Origin of the sequence: Rhodovulum sulfidophilum DSM 1374 (assembly GCF_001633165.1) — a bacterium.
Lineage (GTDB): Bacteria > Pseudomonadota > Alphaproteobacteria > Rhodobacterales > Rhodobacteraceae > Rhodovulum > Rhodovulum sulfidophilum.
The window spans coordinates 363553-377988 of record NZ_CP015418.1; the positions used below are offsets into that span (position 1 = coordinate 363553).

Here is a 14436-nt window from a genome sequence, read left to right on the forward strand (position 1 = left end):
TTTCCCGATCCACGCTTACTGGACGGTAAGAAATGGCGTCTAGCCTCGCCGACATGTCAGCAGGAGTCAGGACGGCATGAAACTGCAATCCCAACTGCGCGGCGACGCTCTTCACATTGTCGTCGACGAGGAAAGGATCGATTCAGCGGTCGCCATCCGGTTCAAGGAGGCGGTGCGCGAACAGGCGGCCGACGGCCCCGGGCGGGTCGTGCTGGACCTCGGCCGCGTCGATTTCCTGGACAGCAGCGGCCTCGGGGCCGTGGTCTCGGTGATGAAGCTGATCGGGCCGGGCGGCAAGCTCGAGCTGTGCAACCTCACGCCGAATGTCGACAAGGTCTTCCGCCTGACCCGCATGGACCGCGTCTTCACCATCCATGACAGCCTCGATAGCGCCTTCCCCGAAAGGCAAGGCATCGCATGACCCTGTCGCGCGCGCCCCGTGGCGAGGCGTCTCCGGCGGCGGAAGACACGTCGTCCCGGCTGCCTGCCGACAGCCCGCCACCCGTGATCGTCGAGGCCACACCGCTCGGCGTACGGGCCGCCCTGCTGGAGATGCGGGCACGCTTCGGCCCGTCGATGCCCTTTGACGGGTCGCTCGGCATGGCCGAGATCGTGCTGGCCGAGGTCCTGAACAACATCGTCGAACATGCCTATTCCGGGGGTCGCAGCGGCCCGATCGAGCTCCGGCTTGTCCGCGCCGGGATCTGGCTGCGGGTCGACGTGCGCGATTACGGCCGCCCGATGCCCGGCGAAAGCCTCCCCGACGCAGAAAAGATCAACGCAGACATGGCCGGCGCGGAGTTCCGGCCCGAGACCGCCCCGGAAGGAGGGTTCGGCTGGTTCCTGATCCGCGCCTTCGCGCGCGACCTCGACTACAGCCGCAACGGCAACCAGAACCGGCTGCGCTTCACCGTGCCGCTGAACGAAGACTGCTAGATCGCGCTGCTAGTCGCAAAAAAACCGCCAACCTTCCCCCTACAGGCCCAAATCCGATGAGATACTGCAAGGGTAGCTGCAATTGGCTTCCCTCGGCGTCACGTTCGATATCAGCCCCCACCCAGAACGTGGCGCCGAGGTCTTCACCGATTACCCCCTGCACCCAGCCGTGGTTGCTCATGAGACCATTCACCGCTTCCAGCGGCGCATGCCTTTGGGTGGACATTTCTCAGAAATTGTCCCTCGCAGAATTTGACCGCTGAGAATTCACAAAGTGAATCCCTGCGGTCAAGCGGCCGGTACAAGCAAGCCCTCAGTCACCCGCCCCAGCACAACCAACGGGCTCATCCATTCTGCTTCGCTGCGCAGGCGCGGGTCAGTGTCGATCTGGCCGGGCAAAGTGACGACCTTTCTCGCGCCGCATGACCCCAGCCCCGGCCACCCTACGGTGTTCCCGGATGCCGCGACCCGGCTTTGTCTGTCGATCGCGGTCACGTCCGACCTGCCCTGCCACGCGGCAGACTGCCCGAATTCCCGCCAGCCTGCTGGACTGGCGGGACCAGACTGGCCTGACTGAACTGGCAGATTCCCGAGGTCTTCCCGTGAACCCTCGAGATCTCGAGCCGCCGAGCACTGGGCTTTCTCAAACCGTTGGCGGACAATAGGTCATTTGCCGACATTGGTTCGGGGACAGTGCCGAATGGCATTGAGCTCCCGGGCGACGATGAATGGCACGCATGCAGGTTCAGGAACGGTACCAATGGCACAAGGTCGATCTGGCCATGGACCCCGCCGATAATGCCGATGACACGCGACGCGGCCATGCCGTTCAGGCCCATCCCGGCGCGGCGCGTTTTCAAAGGAAGGGGCCGGGTGCAGCCACGGGAGAACCGACGACATCCTGCCCGGAGCGATGACGGTACTCCGGGCAGGATCATTTCAATCCCGCATGACCGCCATCGCGGCGCGGCCGACATCCTGCAGGGCACGATTGCGTGTTTGGGAATCGGCATCGACATCCGAAACGAAGATAGTGACGATCCAGGGCGATCCGTCGACCGGGGTGACCAGGGCAACAAGGTTGCGCGTGTGGGTGCCGCTCCCGGATTTGTCGAGGATCACCCAGCCCTCCGGCGCCTCGGCACGCAACAGATTGCCCGTCACCCCGCCATGGCTCATCCACTCTGCCAGCTGACCGCGCGAAGACCGGGACAGGACATCCCCCAGCAGCAGCCCGCGCAGGGCTTCCGTCATGGCGGCCGGGGTCGTGGTGTCGCGCAGATCGGCGGCGTTGAAGGTGTTCAGCTCGGGTTCGTTGCGGTCCAGCCGACTGATCGTGTCTCCGGCGCTGCGGAAGAACCGGGTCACGGCCTGCGGGCCGCCCAGATGGGCGAGCAGCAGGTTTGCGGCGGTGTTGTCGCTCATGTCGATCGCGGCCAGGCAAAGCTCCGCGATGGTCATTTCGCCACCGGCCCGTTTCTCCGTGACCGGCGCATAGGCCAGAAGGTCCGATTTCCGGACCGGCAGCTCGGTTTGCAGCGACAGATCCCCCGCATCGCGACGGGCCAGAACGGCACCGCAAAGCGGGACCTTCATCGTGCTGTTCATCAGGAAACGCTCGTTCTCGCGATGCGTCCAGGACAGCCCGGAGCCGGTATCCACCAGCGAAACGCCGATGCGGGCGCCAAGCCGGCTTTCAACCCGTTCGACGGTATCGGCGAGCGTTTCCAGAGGGGTTTGCGCAAGCGATGCGGAGGCCAGACACAGGCCGAGAGAGAGCCCTGCCGCGACACGCGACAGAACCGATGCGGGAATTCGCATGGGATCGTCCTTTTGAGATTCGCGCCTGAGGCGCTCAGGGGAAGACATCATGTGATGTCATGACAGATCTCATATTCCGGCTTGAACTTACGCCGCAAACGACAAATCTTATGACTGGACATTAGAAAAGGTAATCCCATGGACCGTCCCGACCTGCCGCTCAATGCCCTGCGGGTGTTCGAGGTCGCGATGCGGCAGGGCAGCTTCACCAAAGCCGCGATCGAGTTGCGCGTGACCCAGGCCGCCGTCAGCCACCAGATCGCGCGGCTCGAAGACCTGCTGGGCGTGGTGTTGTTCCTGCGCACGTCGCAGGGGCTGGTCCCGACCGACGAGGGGCGGCTGCTGTTCCCGGTGCTGGAACACGGGTTCGATGCGATGGCGCGGGTGCTGGGCCGGCTTGGCGGGCGGCGCGATGTCGAGGTCCTGAAGGTCGGCGTCAACACCACCTTTGCGCTGGGCTGGCTGATGCCGCGACTGGCGGCCTTCGCGCAGGCGCATCCCGAGATCGATCTGCGGATCTCGACCAACAACAATCGGGTCGAGATCCTGCGCGAAGGTCTCGACATGGCGATCCGCTTCGGCACCGGCGGCTGGACAGGGCATGACGCGATCCCGCTGATCGAGGCACCGCTTACGCCGCTCTGCGCCCCGGCAATGGCGGCGCATCTGTTGCATCCGGCAGATCTCGGCCAGATGACGCTGTTGCGCAGCTATCGCAGTGCGGAATGGCCGGGCTGGTTCGAGGCCGCGGGCGTGGCCTGCCCGCCGATCACCGGACCGGTCTTCGACAGCTCGATAGCGCTTGCCGAACTGGCCGCTTCAGGCGCCGGCACGGCGCTGCTGCCGATCACGATGTTCGAGAGCTACATCGCGCAGGGCCGACTGGCACAGCCCTTCGGCATCACCGTCTCGGCCGGACGCTACTATCTCGCCTGGCCATCGGACAGGCCTGCAACCCCCGCGATGCGTATTTTCTCAAGCTGGCTGTCGGGCAAAAGCGCCTTGTGACCCGTTGCCCTCCAGCGTCGCGAGCGCAGGAGATCCGCGCCAGGCCTCATGACAAACCGATCCTGCAGGACGAAAGTGGCAGAGCATCATCCCCGACCGACCAGCGCCACAGCAGGTCTTGCTGCATCTGCCCCGCGCGGCACCGTTCGAGGCGGATACCCGCGCGGGATGCGCGCATCCCTGCCTTCGTCCTTGAGCCAGCCGGGATGCATCCTCTTCCGCACAGGGCATCAAGGCCCGGCCATTTCATCGTCCCCTCAGGGCTTGATCGCGCCTTGTTCGGCATACGCAGGCATGGGACCGCCGACCCGGGCAAATCCCGACAAAATCTCTCTTGTAACCGCACCCCGGATCGAATTACCGGCTTCCTGACCAATTTGCTCACTGATGGAGACATCGTCCGATGTCGAAAAAGGCGATCCTTGCGCTGGGAAGCGCCGTGCTGGCGGTCTCCGGCGTGGCGGTGCAGGCCGCAACCGACTACCCCCTGACGATCGAGAATTGCGGCCAGAGCGTCACTTTCAGCCAGGCGCCGCAAAACGCGGTGGCTCTGGGCCAGAACAGCGCAGAGATCATGCTGCTTCTGGGGCTGGAAGACCGGATGGCGGCCACCGCCTTCTGGCCGAATGCCGTGTTGCCAGAACTGGCCGAGGCCAATGACGGGGTCGAGGTGCTGACCGTCGAATTCCCGACACTGGAATCCGTTCTGTCGAAGCAACCCGATTTCGTTGCGGCCATGCTGACGACACTGCTTGGCGCCGACAGCAAGGTCGCCAGCCGCTCGGATTTCGAAGAGCTCGGCATTCCGACCTACCTGTCGCCAAGCGCCTGCTCGACGACGCTGGATGCGGGCGACGCCTATGGCTCGCGCGACAAGCTCTGGAACATGGATCTGCTGTACAAGGAGATCGAGGACCTGTCCCGCATCTTCGATGTGACCGACCGGGGACAGGCCGTAATCGCGGATTTCAAGGCGCGCGAGGCGGCCTTGCGCGCGGAATTCGCCAGGAACGAGGATCTGACCTTCCTGTTCTGGTTCTCCAGCCCGTCGCCCGCCGATGATGCCTTTCTTGGCGGCGGCAACGGCCCCTCGGGCTATATCGCGGATCTCCTCGGCGGGTCCAACGCCATCCAGACCGAGGCAGACTGGCCCGCGCTTGGCTGGGAAGGCATCATCGCGGCGGATCCGACCGTGTTCGTCGCGACGCAGGTCGACCGCAATCGCTGGGATCTGGATGCCGCACAAAACAAGATCGACTTCCTGACATCCGATCCGACCGTCAGCCAGATGCCAGCGGTTCGAAACGGTCGGATCGTGGTCATGAGCGGCGCGGCGATGAACCCCGGCATCCGCACCCTCTACGGCGCCGAGCAGGTGGCCGAACAGCTGAAGTCGCTTGATCTGCCGTGATGTCCTTTGAAGTTTCAGAAGAAGGCAGCGCGCGCCTCGTCGTCTTTCTTTGCCTGTCGCTGATCGCCCTGATCTTCGCCATCGCCGCCGCAACGGCTTTTGGCGATTACAATATCGGCCTGCGGACGGTCTTCCTGTCGGTCACGAACGAGCTTGGCCTGACCGGCGCCAAGATCACGCCGATCGAACAGAGCGTCGTCTGGAACCTGCGCCTGAGCCGCGCGCTGGTGGCGGCCCTGTCCGGGGCAGGGCTGGCGATCTGCGGGGCAATCCTGCAGGCGCTCTTGCGCAACGCGCTGGCCGAACCCTTCGTGCTGGGCGTGTCGGCGGGCGCCTCGACCGGGGCGGTCTGCGTGATCGTTCTGGGCATCGGGGCGGGCGGCCTGTCCCTGTCGCTGGGGGCTTTCGCAGGGGCCTTCGCGGCCTTCGCCCTCGTGGCGCTCCTGTCCAACGGCGCGACCAGCGGGCCGAACCACACGATCCTGGCCGGGGTCGCGGCATCGCAGCTTTTCAACGCGCTGACCTCCTATATCGTCACGACCTCGGGCAATGCCCAGCAGGCGCGGGATGTGATGTTCTGGCTTCTGGGCAGCTTCGGCGGCGTGCGCTGGCCGGATGTCCAGCTTTTGCTGGTCGTGGTCGCCCTCAGCCTCGCGATCTGCATCTGGATGGCGCGGTCGCTGGACGCCTTCACCTTCGGGGATGAAGACGCCGCGGCCCTTGGCGTGCCGGTGGCGCGTATCCGGCTGGTGCTGTTCGGCGTGACCGCGCTGCTGACCGCGACCATTGTCAGCATGGTCGGCGCCATCGGCTTCGTCGGTCTGGTCGTGCCGCATGCGGCCCGCTACATCGTCGGGCCATTGCATATGCGGCTGCTTCCGGCCTGCGCGGTGGTGGGCGCGGTCTTCATGGTGATCGCCGACATCGCCTCGCGCATGATCGCAACCCAGCAGACCGTGCCCATCGGGGTCGTGACGGCGCTGGTCGGCGTGCCCTTCTTCGCGATCATCCTCTACCGCGCGAGGCCGCAGGCATGACGATCCTGGCCGAGAACCTGACATGGGGCGTGAAGCGCAGGACCATCCTGTCGGACGTCTCGCTGAGGGTCGCGCCGGGCGAGACACTGGGCCTGATCGGCCCCAACGGATCGGGCAAATCCTCCCTGTTGCGGCTGCTGGCAGGGCTGCGGCGGCCAATCTCCGGCCGGGTCCGGATCAACGGGCAGGACATCGCGCATGTCTCGCGCAAGGCATTGTCGCGACAGGTGGCCTTTGTCCAGCAAAGCGCAGCCACCGACACCAATGTGACGGTCAGCGATGTCGTGCGGCTCGGACGGACTCCGCATCGCTCGGCGCTGGCGGGCTGGTCCGAGACCGACGAGGCGGCGGTGACGCAGGCGCTGGAGCGCGTGGAAATGGCCGCGCACAGGAAACAGGCCTGGCAGACCCTTTCGGGGGGCGAGCGGCAGCGGGTCCATATCGCGCGGGCGCTGGCGCAGACACCGCAGGTGATGTTCCTCGACGAGCCGACGAACCATCTCGACATTCATCACCAGATCGAGATCCTGGGCATGGTCCGCGATCTCGACCTGACCAGCGTCATCGCCCTGCACGACCTGAACCTGGCGGCCATGTTCTGCGACCGGATCGTGGTTCTGGAACGGGGTGTCATGCGCGCCTGCGGCACACCGGATGCCGTTCTGACCCGGGAGATCCTGCGCGATGTGTTCCGCGTCACGGCGCATGTCTGCAGATTGCAGGACGCGTCTCGGCCCCATATACGGTTCAGCGCGAAATGAGACGGTCCGGGGGGACGTGTGGCCGGGGTTTTGGTGCGGATGAAAGTGAAATGACGGCCCGGTCCTCCCTCGCAGCGCCGCTGCATCCCGTCCGGAACGAACGGCTTGGCATCGCGTTGCGGGTGCTCTCGACCCTCGCATTCGCCATGATGGGCGTCTGCGTGAAGGCGCTCGGAGATGCGGTCCCGCTGGGACAGGTGGTGTTCTTCCGCTCGGCCGTGGCCTTGCTGCCTCTGATCGCCTTCCTGTGGTGGCGCGGCGAGTGGCCTCGCGGTCTGGCGACGTCCCGCCCCATGGGGCATGTCGGCCGCTGCCTGATGGGCGCGGTCGCGATGTTCACCTCCTTCGCGACGATCCGCCTTCTGCCCCTGGCCGAAGCGACGATGCTGGCCTATCTCGCGCCGGTGATGCTGGCCCTGCTTGGCTGGGCCCTGCTCGGAGAACGCCCGAGCGCGGGCCGGATCGGCGGTGTCGTGCTTGGCCTTGCCGGAGCGGCGGCCTTCTGTCTGCCCGCCATTGCCGGTGCCCTGCCCGATAGCGGGGCGCTGGGCGTGGTTCTGGGGCTCGTGACCGCGGCGCTGACGGCCGGGGCCCTGATCCAGGTGCGCCGGCTGACATTGCTCGGCGAAGGCGCCGGGGCCATCGCCTTCTGGTTCGCCGTGGTCTCGGCCCTCATCGGCCTTGCGACGCTGCCCTGGGGCTGGGTCTGGCCCGGTCCGGCAACCCTCCTGCTGTTGATCGGAACCGGCCTGGCAGGCGGGATCGCCCATATCCTCATGACGCTGTCCTTCAGCCATGCCGATGCCTCGGCGCTTGCCCCCTTCGAATATCTTTCGGTTCTGTGGGCCGTGGCGCTGGGTTTTGCCTTTTTCGCCGAGCTGCCGGGCCTGGCCTTCCTGCTGGCAGGGCCATTGATCCTGACCGGCGCCTTTATTGCCCGTCCGGCAAAGCCGAAATGACCCACGGCGCGCGTGGTCTACGCAAGTTCTGAACGGCTTTAACCGGCAAGTTCCGGCAATCCTGCGGTCAAGAAGGATAAGGCGGGCGATGGCCGGAAGCCGGGCCGTTGGATCGCCATCGGGGCGGGTTGCCTGACGCTTCCGCTCCTTTCGCCGCCCGAGCGCCTCGGCGCAGATCGCCCCGACCGGCTTGCCGCCCGCGCGGGCATTGATGCAACAGCGGTCGCGGGCAGGGCCGAAGCGGCAGGTTTTCAACACCGCGGCGGGCACCGTATGGCAGCCGTCGAACGGCCCGGCAAAGCGAACCGTATGCCGACGTCAGGTCCCATCTCGCCTGACCGTTTCCAGCCTGCCATGCCGCGCCATAGATGCAAAGGAAGCCGCCGGGCTGGCAACGTTCCGCCCCCTGCCGCTTCGGGGCCGGGGCATCTCGACGCATCAGAAGCTATATGCCTGTCAAGGTAAGGTTTTCCGGCGCGCAGACTGCGACCGGCGGGCAGTTGACCCGATAGGGCTTTCATGCTCTCTGCTCGGTCGCTGGTTTCCCGCTTGGGAATTAAAAGGGAATTCGCCGCAGGCCATTTGGCCCGCGAACCGAAACTGCCCCCGCAACTGTAGGCGGCGAGCGACGGTCCGACAACGCCACTGGGCATTTGCCTGGGAAGGCCGGACCGGCGGACGACCCGTCAGTCAGGAGACCTGCCGGCATGAAACCACTATCAACCGGGCGGGGTTGCCCGGGGAAAGCGATGTTCATGCCCGGATCTTTCGGCCGTGCTCAGCCAGGCGCAGCTTGCGCCAGCCAAAGAACTGACATCCGCCCGACCCGCGAACCCCGGGGCCCGGAAGCCAATTTCCGGAGAATTTCCATGAACACCAAGACTGCCCTCCTTTCGGCGGCCCTTCTGGTCTGCGCGGGCACGGCCCAGGCCACCGACTATCCCCTGACGCTGGAGAATTGCGGCCAGACCCTGACCTTCGACGCCGCCCCCGCGCGCACCGTCACCGTCGGCCAGGCCACGACCGAGATCCTCTACCTGCTGGGGCTCGGGCCCACCGTGACGGGCACCTCGGTCTGGTTCACCAATGTCCTGCCGCAATTCGCCGAGCTGAATGCCGGGATCCCGCGGCTGGCCGACAACGATCCCAGCTTTGAAAGCGTGGCGGCCGAGACGCCCGATCTGGTGACCGTGCAACATGAATGGCATGTCGGCCCCCAGGGCATCGTCGCCACCCGCGAGATGTTCCATGATATCGGCGTGCCGACCTATGTGCTGCCCAGCGACTGCGCAAGCAAGGACAACAGCCGCGGCTCGGACGGCACCCGGAGCGAGATGTTCTCGACCGCCTCGATCCACCGGTCGATCGAGGAACTGGCGCGGATCTACGATGTCGAGGATCGCGGCGCCGAGCTGGTCGACGAGCTGAAGGCGCGTGAGGCCGCGGCCATCGAACATGCCCGGGCGCTGGATCTGCCCGAAGGGGTCTCGGCGGTGTTCTGGTACTCCTCCGCCGAAATGGACATCGACCCCTATGTGGCCGGGCGGAAGGGCGCGCCGGGCTACATGATGCAACAGCTCGGGATCGAGAATGTGGTGGCCTCCGACGAGGAATGGCCCACCGTCGGCTGGGAAAGCATCGCCAAGGCCGATCCGACGGTGATCGTGCTGGCCGAGATGACCCGCCGCCGCTTCCCCGCCGACGATGTCGAGAAGAAGCTTGAGTTTCTCCGCACCGATCCGGTCGCGAAAGAGATGACGGCGGTCCGCGAGAACCGGATCGTGGTGATGGATCTCCAGGCGATGGAAGCGACCGTGCGGGCGGTCTACGGGCTGGAAGAACTGTCTGCGGCCCTGGCCGGACTCGATCTGCAAGGATGAGGTCGCGCGCCCGTCGGGCCCGCTGGCACTGGGGGTGGATCGCACCCCCGGTGCTGCTGGCCGCGCTGATCGCCGGAACCGCGATCGGCGAGACCCGCATACCCGCCTCGACCGTGCTTCAGGTCCTGGGCAACAAGCTGTTCGGCACCGTCTACCCGGTCGCGCGGATCGATGAGGGCATCATCTGGAACTACCGCCTCGCCCGCGCGGTGGTGGCGGCCGCCTGCGGGGCGGGGCTCGCCCTGTCGGGTGTCGTGCTGCAGGCATTGCTGAGGAATGCGCTGGCCGATCCCTATCTGCTGGGGATTTCCGCCGGAGCCTCGACCGGCGCGGTCGCGGTCACCGTCGCCGGGTTCGGCGCGGGCGCGCTCTCGCTCTCGACAGGCGCCTTCGCCGGGGCGCTGCTGGCCTTCGTCATGGTCGCGGCCCTGGCGCGCGCGGCGGGCGGCGGCACCGGGCTGCAGGCGGCAGGCGTGATCGTTCTGGCAGGGATTGCCGGGGCACAGCTCTTCAACGCGATGACCGCCTTCCTGATCGCGAAATCCGCCAATGCCGAACAGGCCCGCGGCATCATGTTCTGGCTTCTGGGAAATCTCTCCGGTGCCCGCTGGCAGGACAGCCTGGTTGCCGTCCCCGCCGCGGCCTTGGGGCTCGGGGTCTGTCTCTGGCATGTGCGCAGCCTCGACGCCTTCACCTTCGGGGCGGACAGCGCGGCCTCGCTCGGCATCAACGTGCGCCGGGTGCAGGCGGTGCTGATCGGGGCCGCGGCTCTGGTCACCGCGCTCATCGTGTCGCTGGTCGGCGCCATCGGCTTTGTCGGGCTGGTGATCCCCCATGCGATGCGGTTTCTCGTCGGCGGGCGCCACCGCCTGCTGGTGCCGGCCTCGGCACTGGCCGGGGCGGTGTTCCTGATCGCGGCGGATATCGTCTCGCGCATCCTGATCCCGGGACAGGTGCTGCCCATCGGCGTGATCACCGCGCTGATCGGCGCGCCCGCCTTCGCGGCGATCCTGATCCGGGGGAGGGCCCGGAAATGATCCTGAGCGGTGAAGGCCTTGGCTGGCGGGTGCAGGGACGGGCCATCGTCTCTGACGTCACCCTGTCGGTCAGGCGCGGCGAAAGGTTCGGGCTGATCGGTCCGAACGGGTCGGGAAAATCGAGCCTGCTGCGCATGCTGGCAGGCATCCGGGCACCAAGCGAAGGCGAAGTGCGGCTGGAGGGCCAGCCCCTGAGCCGCCTTCCCCGCCGCGACGTCGCGCAGCGCGTGGCGCTGGTCGAGCAGCAGGCCGAAACGACCGAGCGGATCACCGTCCGCGACGCGGTCGAACTGGGCCGCACGCCCTGGCTGTCGGCCCTGCATCCGTTCTCGGACGAGGACGAGGCCGCGGTAGAGGCGGCGCTGGTCGCGGTCGGCATGCAGGATTTTGCCGCCCGCTACTGGCATACGCTTTCGGGCGGCGAGCGGCAGCGGGTCCATATCGCCCGCGCGCTGGCGCAGCGGCCCGGGGTGCTGATCCTCGACGAACCGACCAACCATCTCGATATCGGCTCGCGGCTGTCGATCATGGCCCTGGTCGAGGGGCTGCCGGTGACGACCATCGCCGCGCTGCACGACCTCAACGAGGCGATGGCCTGCGACCGGCTGGCCGTGTTGCAGGACGGGCAGCTGATCGCGCTCGGCCCGCCCGACGAGATCCTCGTCCCGCCCCTGCTGCGCAAGGTGTTCGGGGTCGAGGCCCATCTTTTGACGGACCCCGCCGACGGGGTCCGCATTCTCCGTTTCAAGCCTATCTGATGAAAGACGCAAACGATGCGAAGACTTGCTCTCTCTGTCCTGTTGCCCGCCATGATCCTCTCCGCCCCCTTCGCGGCGGCAAAGACGGTCGAGGTGAAGATGCTGAACCGCAATGCCTCGGGGCCGATGGTCTACGAGCCGGATTATCTGGTGATGGAGCCCGGCGATACCGTGCGGTTCCTGCCCACCGCGCCGGGCCATAATGCCGGCACCATCGACGAGATGCTCCCGGCCGGGGCAGAGCCCTTCAAGGGCCAGATCAACGAAGAGATCGAGGTCACCCTGACCGAGCCCGGCATCTACGGGATCAAATGTTCGCCGCATTTCGCGATGGGCATGGTCATGCTGATCCAGGTTGGCGCCCAGCCCGCGGCCGAGGCGGATCTGCCCGCCGGACTTCCGACGCGGGCCGACAAGCGCCTGCGCGAGATCATCGCCCGCCAGGACACCGGTTCCGAGCAGGCAGAGGCACATCCCTGACATCACGTCGGCGCAAAACGCCGACGTGATCCGCGCGCGACCCCGGCCTGCGGCCCGAAAAGGCAGAGGCGGGCCGCGCGCGTATTCAGCACAGCGGTTTCCCTTCCCGAACATATCGCGTGAAACCGCGTTGATCTTCAGCAGCGCCTGCATCACCAGCGGGCGCTGGTTGCGCTCGACCCGGTCGAGATAGCCGGGCCGCGCGGCCAAGCCCCCCGGGTCTCGCGGAGCGGCCGCAGCCTGCCACCGGAAACAGCCGTCTTCACGCCACCCCGGAATTCGCAACCTTCGCATATCGCACCGATATGCTCGCATTCCTTCGCATTTTCAGTCCTTCCCAGGCTTAAGCCCTCTGGCTAAGCCGAAGAGAGCTTCTGAGAAATGCAAAGGTTGCAAACAATGCCCCTGTCATCACCGCAGGACACAGGCGTAGCGGCCGGATCCGCCCGGATGACCGCGCTGATCTTTCCCGAGACGGTCAACCCCCATGGCACGCTCTTCGCGGGGGCGGGGCTCGCGATGATGAGCAAGGCCGCCTTCCTGGTCGCCAGCCGCCGCGCCCGCCGCACGGTGGTGATGGCGGGATCGGAGAAGATCGATTTCCGGACCCCCGTCCTGCCCGGCGAGGCGCTGGAGCTGACCGCCGTCGTGACCCGCATCGGGCGCAGCTCGATGAGCGTCGAGGTGACGGGCGAGGCAGAGACACTGACGACCGGCGCGCGCCATCTGGCGATGACCGGCCGTTTCGAGATGGTCGCGGTCGACGAGAACGGTCGCCCGACCCCGATAGCCATCCCCAAGGAGGAGAAGACCCAATGAAGGACGGAGCACCGCAGATTGAACTGCACCGGCTGCGCATGCACAAATCGGCCGAGGCCCTGCCCCGCGAGGAGCAGCTGGCCTGGAAACTGGCAGAGCTCGCCGCCGATCCGGTTTCGGTTCCCGACGACACCGCCGAGATGATCGTGAACCGGGTGATCGACAACGCGGCAGTGGCGGCGGCCTCGGTGGCGCGCCGTCCGGTGGCCTCGGCCCGGGCGCAGGCGCTGTGCCATCCCTACAAGCGCGGCGCGACGGTCTTCGGGATGCCCAAGGACACCCGCGTGTCGCCCGAATGGGCGGCCTGGGCCAATGGCGTGGCGGTGCGCGAGCTCGACTTCCACGACACCTTCCTGGCGGCGGAATATTCGCATCCCGGCGACAACATCCCGCCGATCCTCGCCGTGGCCCAGCATTGCGGGCTGTCGGGCCAGGCGCTGCTGCGCGGCATCGCGACGGGCTATGAAATCCAGGTCAATCTGGTCAAGGCGATCTGTCTGCACGAACACAAGATCGACCATATCGCGCATCTGGGCGTCTCGGCCGCGGCCGGGATCGGCACCGCGCTGAACCTGCCCAAGGAGGTGATCTATCAGGCGATCCAGCAGGCGCTGCATGTCACCACGACGACACGGCAATCGCGCAAGGGCGAGATTTCAAGCTGGAAGGCCTATGCGCCTGCCTTCGCCGGCAAGATGGCGATCGAGGCCGTCGACCGGGCGATGCGCGGCGAAGGCGCGCCCAGCCCGGCCTGGGAGGGCGAGGACGGCTTCATCGCCTGGATGCTGTCGGGTCCCGAGGCCGTCTACGAGGTGCCGCTGCCCGGCAAGGGCGCGCCGAAACGCGCGATCCTCGACACCTATACCAAGGAACATTCGGCCGAATACCAGAGCCAGGCACTGATCGATCTTGCCCGCCGCCTGCGTGGCGAGATCGGCGATCTGCGCCAGGTCGAGAGCATCGTGATCCATACCAGCCACCACACCCATTACGTGATCGGCACGGGCGCGAACGACCCGCAGAAGATGGACCCCACAGCCAGCCGCGAGACGCTGGATCACTCGATCATGTACATCTTCGCCGTGGCCCTCGAGGACGGCGCCTGGCATCACGAGAAATCCTATGCGCCAGAACGCGCCGCGCGGCCCTCGACGGTCGATCTGTGGCACCGGATCTCGACCCGGGAAGACCCGGAATGGACGCGCCGCTATCACAGCCGCGACCCGCAGGAGAAGGCCTTCGGCGGCCGCGTGGTGGTGACGCTGAAGAACGGCCGGGTGATCGAGGACGAGATCGCGCTGGCCGATGCCCATCCGCATGGCGCCCGGCCCTTCGAGCGGCCCAATTACGTCAAGAAGTTCCTGACACTCTCCGAGGGCGTGCTCGACCCGAAGGAGCAGGACCGCTTCCTCAATGCCGCCGAGAACCTCGCGGATATTCCCGAGGCCGGGCTTGGCATCCTGAATTTCACCGTCGCGCCCGAAAAGCTGGGCGCGCCGCGTCCCCGTGGCCTTTTCGACCGGAGCTGA

Annotated in this window: 14 protein-coding genes and 1 riboswitch; of the genes, 13 read left to right on the forward strand and 1 reads right to left on the reverse strand. The window is 66.5% G+C overall.

What is annotated here, in order from left to right:
* Positions 1-76 precede the first annotated feature (76 nt).
* Both A6W98_RS01865 and A6W98_RS01870 read left to right on the forward strand, forming a co-directional pair.
* Positions 77-421, forward strand: coding sequence for an STAS domain-containing protein (locus A6W98_RS01865; protein WP_042457164.1), 345 nt, complete (start codon positions 77-79; stop codon positions 419-421).
* Positions 418-936: an ATP-binding protein gene (locus A6W98_RS01870; RefSeq protein ID WP_052677885.1), complete on the forward strand. Its 519-nt coding sequence runs from the start codon at positions 418-420 to the stop codon at positions 934-936. The genes A6W98_RS01865 and A6W98_RS01870 overlap by 4 nt, the downstream gene beginning before the upstream one ends.
* Positions 937-1875: 939 nt before the next feature.
* On the opposite strand, the gene bla is transcribed toward A6W98_RS01870, so the two are convergent.
* Positions 1876-2757: a class A beta-lactamase gene (gene bla, locus A6W98_RS01875; protein ID WP_042457165.1), complete on the reverse strand. Its 882-nt coding sequence runs from the start codon at positions 2755-2757 to the stop codon at positions 1876-1878.
* A gap of 138 nt (positions 2758-2895) precedes the next feature.
* On the opposite strand from bla, the gene A6W98_RS01880 reads away from it, so the two are divergent.
* The 11 genes from A6W98_RS01880 to A6W98_RS01930 all read left to right on the forward strand — a co-directional run bounded on the left by A6W98_RS01880 (position 2896) and on the right by A6W98_RS01930 (position 14436).
* Complete coding sequence (locus A6W98_RS01880) at positions 2896-3765, forward strand: LysR family transcriptional regulator (RefSeq protein ID WP_042457167.1); 870 nt, start codon at positions 2896-2898, stop codon at positions 3763-3765.
* A 403-nt stretch (positions 3766-4168) separates the two neighbouring features.
* Positions 4169-5176: an ABC transporter substrate-binding protein gene (locus tag A6W98_RS01885; RefSeq protein WP_042457170.1), complete on the forward strand. Its 1008-nt coding sequence runs from the start codon at positions 4169-4171 to the stop codon at positions 5174-5176.
* A complete protein-coding gene (locus A6W98_RS01890) occupies positions 5176-6213 on the forward strand; it encodes a FecCD family ABC transporter permease (RefSeq protein WP_042457174.1) in 1038 nt (345 codons plus the stop codon). Before A6W98_RS01885 ends, A6W98_RS01890 begins: the two co-directional genes overlap by 1 nt.
* Complete coding sequence (locus A6W98_RS01895) at positions 6210-6974, forward strand: ABC transporter ATP-binding protein (RefSeq protein WP_042457177.1); 765 nt, start codon at positions 6210-6212, stop codon at positions 6972-6974. Before A6W98_RS01890 ends, A6W98_RS01895 begins: the two co-directional genes overlap by 4 nt.
* 50 nt (positions 6975-7024) lie before the next feature.
* On the forward strand, positions 7025-7933 hold the full coding sequence (locus A6W98_RS01900) for a DMT family transporter (protein WP_042457180.1): 909 nt from the start codon (positions 7025-7027) through the stop codon (positions 7931-7933).
* Positions 7934-8454: 521 nt separating this feature from the next.
* A riboswitch (cobalamin riboswitch) is annotated at positions 8455-8654 on the forward strand.
* A gap of 148 nt (positions 8655-8802) precedes the next feature.
* Entirely contained in the window at positions 8803-9813 is a 1011-nt protein-coding gene (locus tag A6W98_RS01905; RefSeq protein WP_042457183.1) for an ABC transporter substrate-binding protein, read from the forward strand.
* Positions 9810-10850 (forward strand): FecCD family ABC transporter permease, encoded by a 1041-nt coding sequence (locus tag A6W98_RS01910; RefSeq protein WP_042457186.1) that lies wholly within the window; start codon positions 9810-9812, stop codon positions 10848-10850. The genes A6W98_RS01905 and A6W98_RS01910 overlap by 4 nt, the downstream gene beginning before the upstream one ends.
* Positions 10847-11608: an ABC transporter ATP-binding protein gene (locus tag A6W98_RS01915; protein ID WP_042457188.1), complete on the forward strand. Its 762-nt coding sequence runs from the start codon at positions 10847-10849 to the stop codon at positions 11606-11608. Before A6W98_RS01910 ends, A6W98_RS01915 begins: the two co-directional genes overlap by 4 nt.
* Positions 11609-11623: 15 nt before the next feature.
* Positions 11624-12088 carry a pseudoazurin gene (locus A6W98_RS01920; protein WP_042457190.1) on the forward strand — a complete coding sequence of 155 codons (465 nt, stop codon included), beginning with the start codon at positions 11624-11626 and terminating at the stop codon, positions 12086-12088.
* Positions 12089-12538: 450 nt separating this feature from the next.
* Positions 12539-12907, forward strand: a complete 369-nt coding sequence (locus tag A6W98_RS01925) for an acyl-CoA thioesterase (protein ID WP_042457191.1) — start codon at positions 12539-12541, stop codon at positions 12905-12907.
* A complete protein-coding gene (locus A6W98_RS01930; protein ID WP_231098342.1) occupies positions 12904-14436 on the forward strand; it encodes an MmgE/PrpD family protein in 1533 nt (510 codons plus the stop codon). The genes A6W98_RS01925 and A6W98_RS01930 overlap by 4 nt, the downstream gene beginning before the upstream one ends.

Excerpts from the sequence above, each read along its gene's own strand:
- A6W98_RS01915 (WP_042457188.1), top strand. The coding sequence starts at position 10,847 with ATGATCCTGAGCGGTGAAGGCCTTGGCTGGCGGGTGCAGGGACGGGCC.
- A6W98_RS01920 (WP_042457190.1), top strand. The coding sequence starts at position 11,624 with ATGCGAAGACTTGCTCTCTCTGTCCTGTTGCCCGCCATGATCCTCTCC.
- bla (WP_042457165.1), bottom strand. The coding sequence starts at position 2,757 with ATGCGAATTCCCGCATCGGTTCTGTCGCGTGTCGCGGCAGGGCTCTCT.
- A6W98_RS01925 (WP_042457191.1), top strand. The coding sequence starts at position 12,539 with ATGACCGCGCTGATCTTTCCCGAGACGGTCAACCCCCATGGCACGCTC.
- A6W98_RS01910 (WP_042457186.1), top strand. The coding sequence starts at position 9,810 with ATGAGGTCGCGCGCCCGTCGGGCCCGCTGGCACTGGGGGTGGATCGCA.
- A6W98_RS01865 (WP_042457164.1), top strand. The coding sequence starts at position 77 with ATGAAACTGCAATCCCAACTGCGCGGCGACGCTCTTCACATTGTCGTC.
- A6W98_RS01870 (WP_052677885.1), top strand. The coding sequence starts at position 418 with ATGACCCTGTCGCGCGCGCCCCGTGGCGAGGCGTCTCCGGCGGCGGAA.
- A6W98_RS01895 (WP_042457177.1), top strand. The coding sequence starts at position 6,210 with ATGACGATCCTGGCCGAGAACCTGACATGGGGCGTGAAGCGCAGGACC.
- A6W98_RS01930 (WP_231098342.1), top strand. The coding sequence starts at position 12,904 with ATGAAGGACGGAGCACCGCAGATTGAACTGCACCGGCTGCGCATGCAC.
- A6W98_RS01905 (WP_042457183.1), top strand. The coding sequence starts at position 8,803 with ATGAACACCAAGACTGCCCTCCTTTCGGCGGCCCTTCTGGTCTGCGCG.
- A6W98_RS01880 (WP_042457167.1), top strand. The coding sequence starts at position 2,896 with ATGGACCGTCCCGACCTGCCGCTCAATGCCCTGCGGGTGTTCGAGGTC.
- A6W98_RS01885 (WP_042457170.1), top strand. The coding sequence starts at position 4,169 with ATGTCGAAAAAGGCGATCCTTGCGCTGGGAAGCGCCGTGCTGGCGGTC.
- A6W98_RS01890 (WP_042457174.1), top strand. The coding sequence starts at position 5,176 with ATGTCCTTTGAAGTTTCAGAAGAAGGCAGCGCGCGCCTCGTCGTCTTT.
- A6W98_RS01900 (WP_042457180.1), top strand. The coding sequence starts at position 7,025 with ATGACGGCCCGGTCCTCCCTCGCAGCGCCGCTGCATCCCGTCCGGAAC.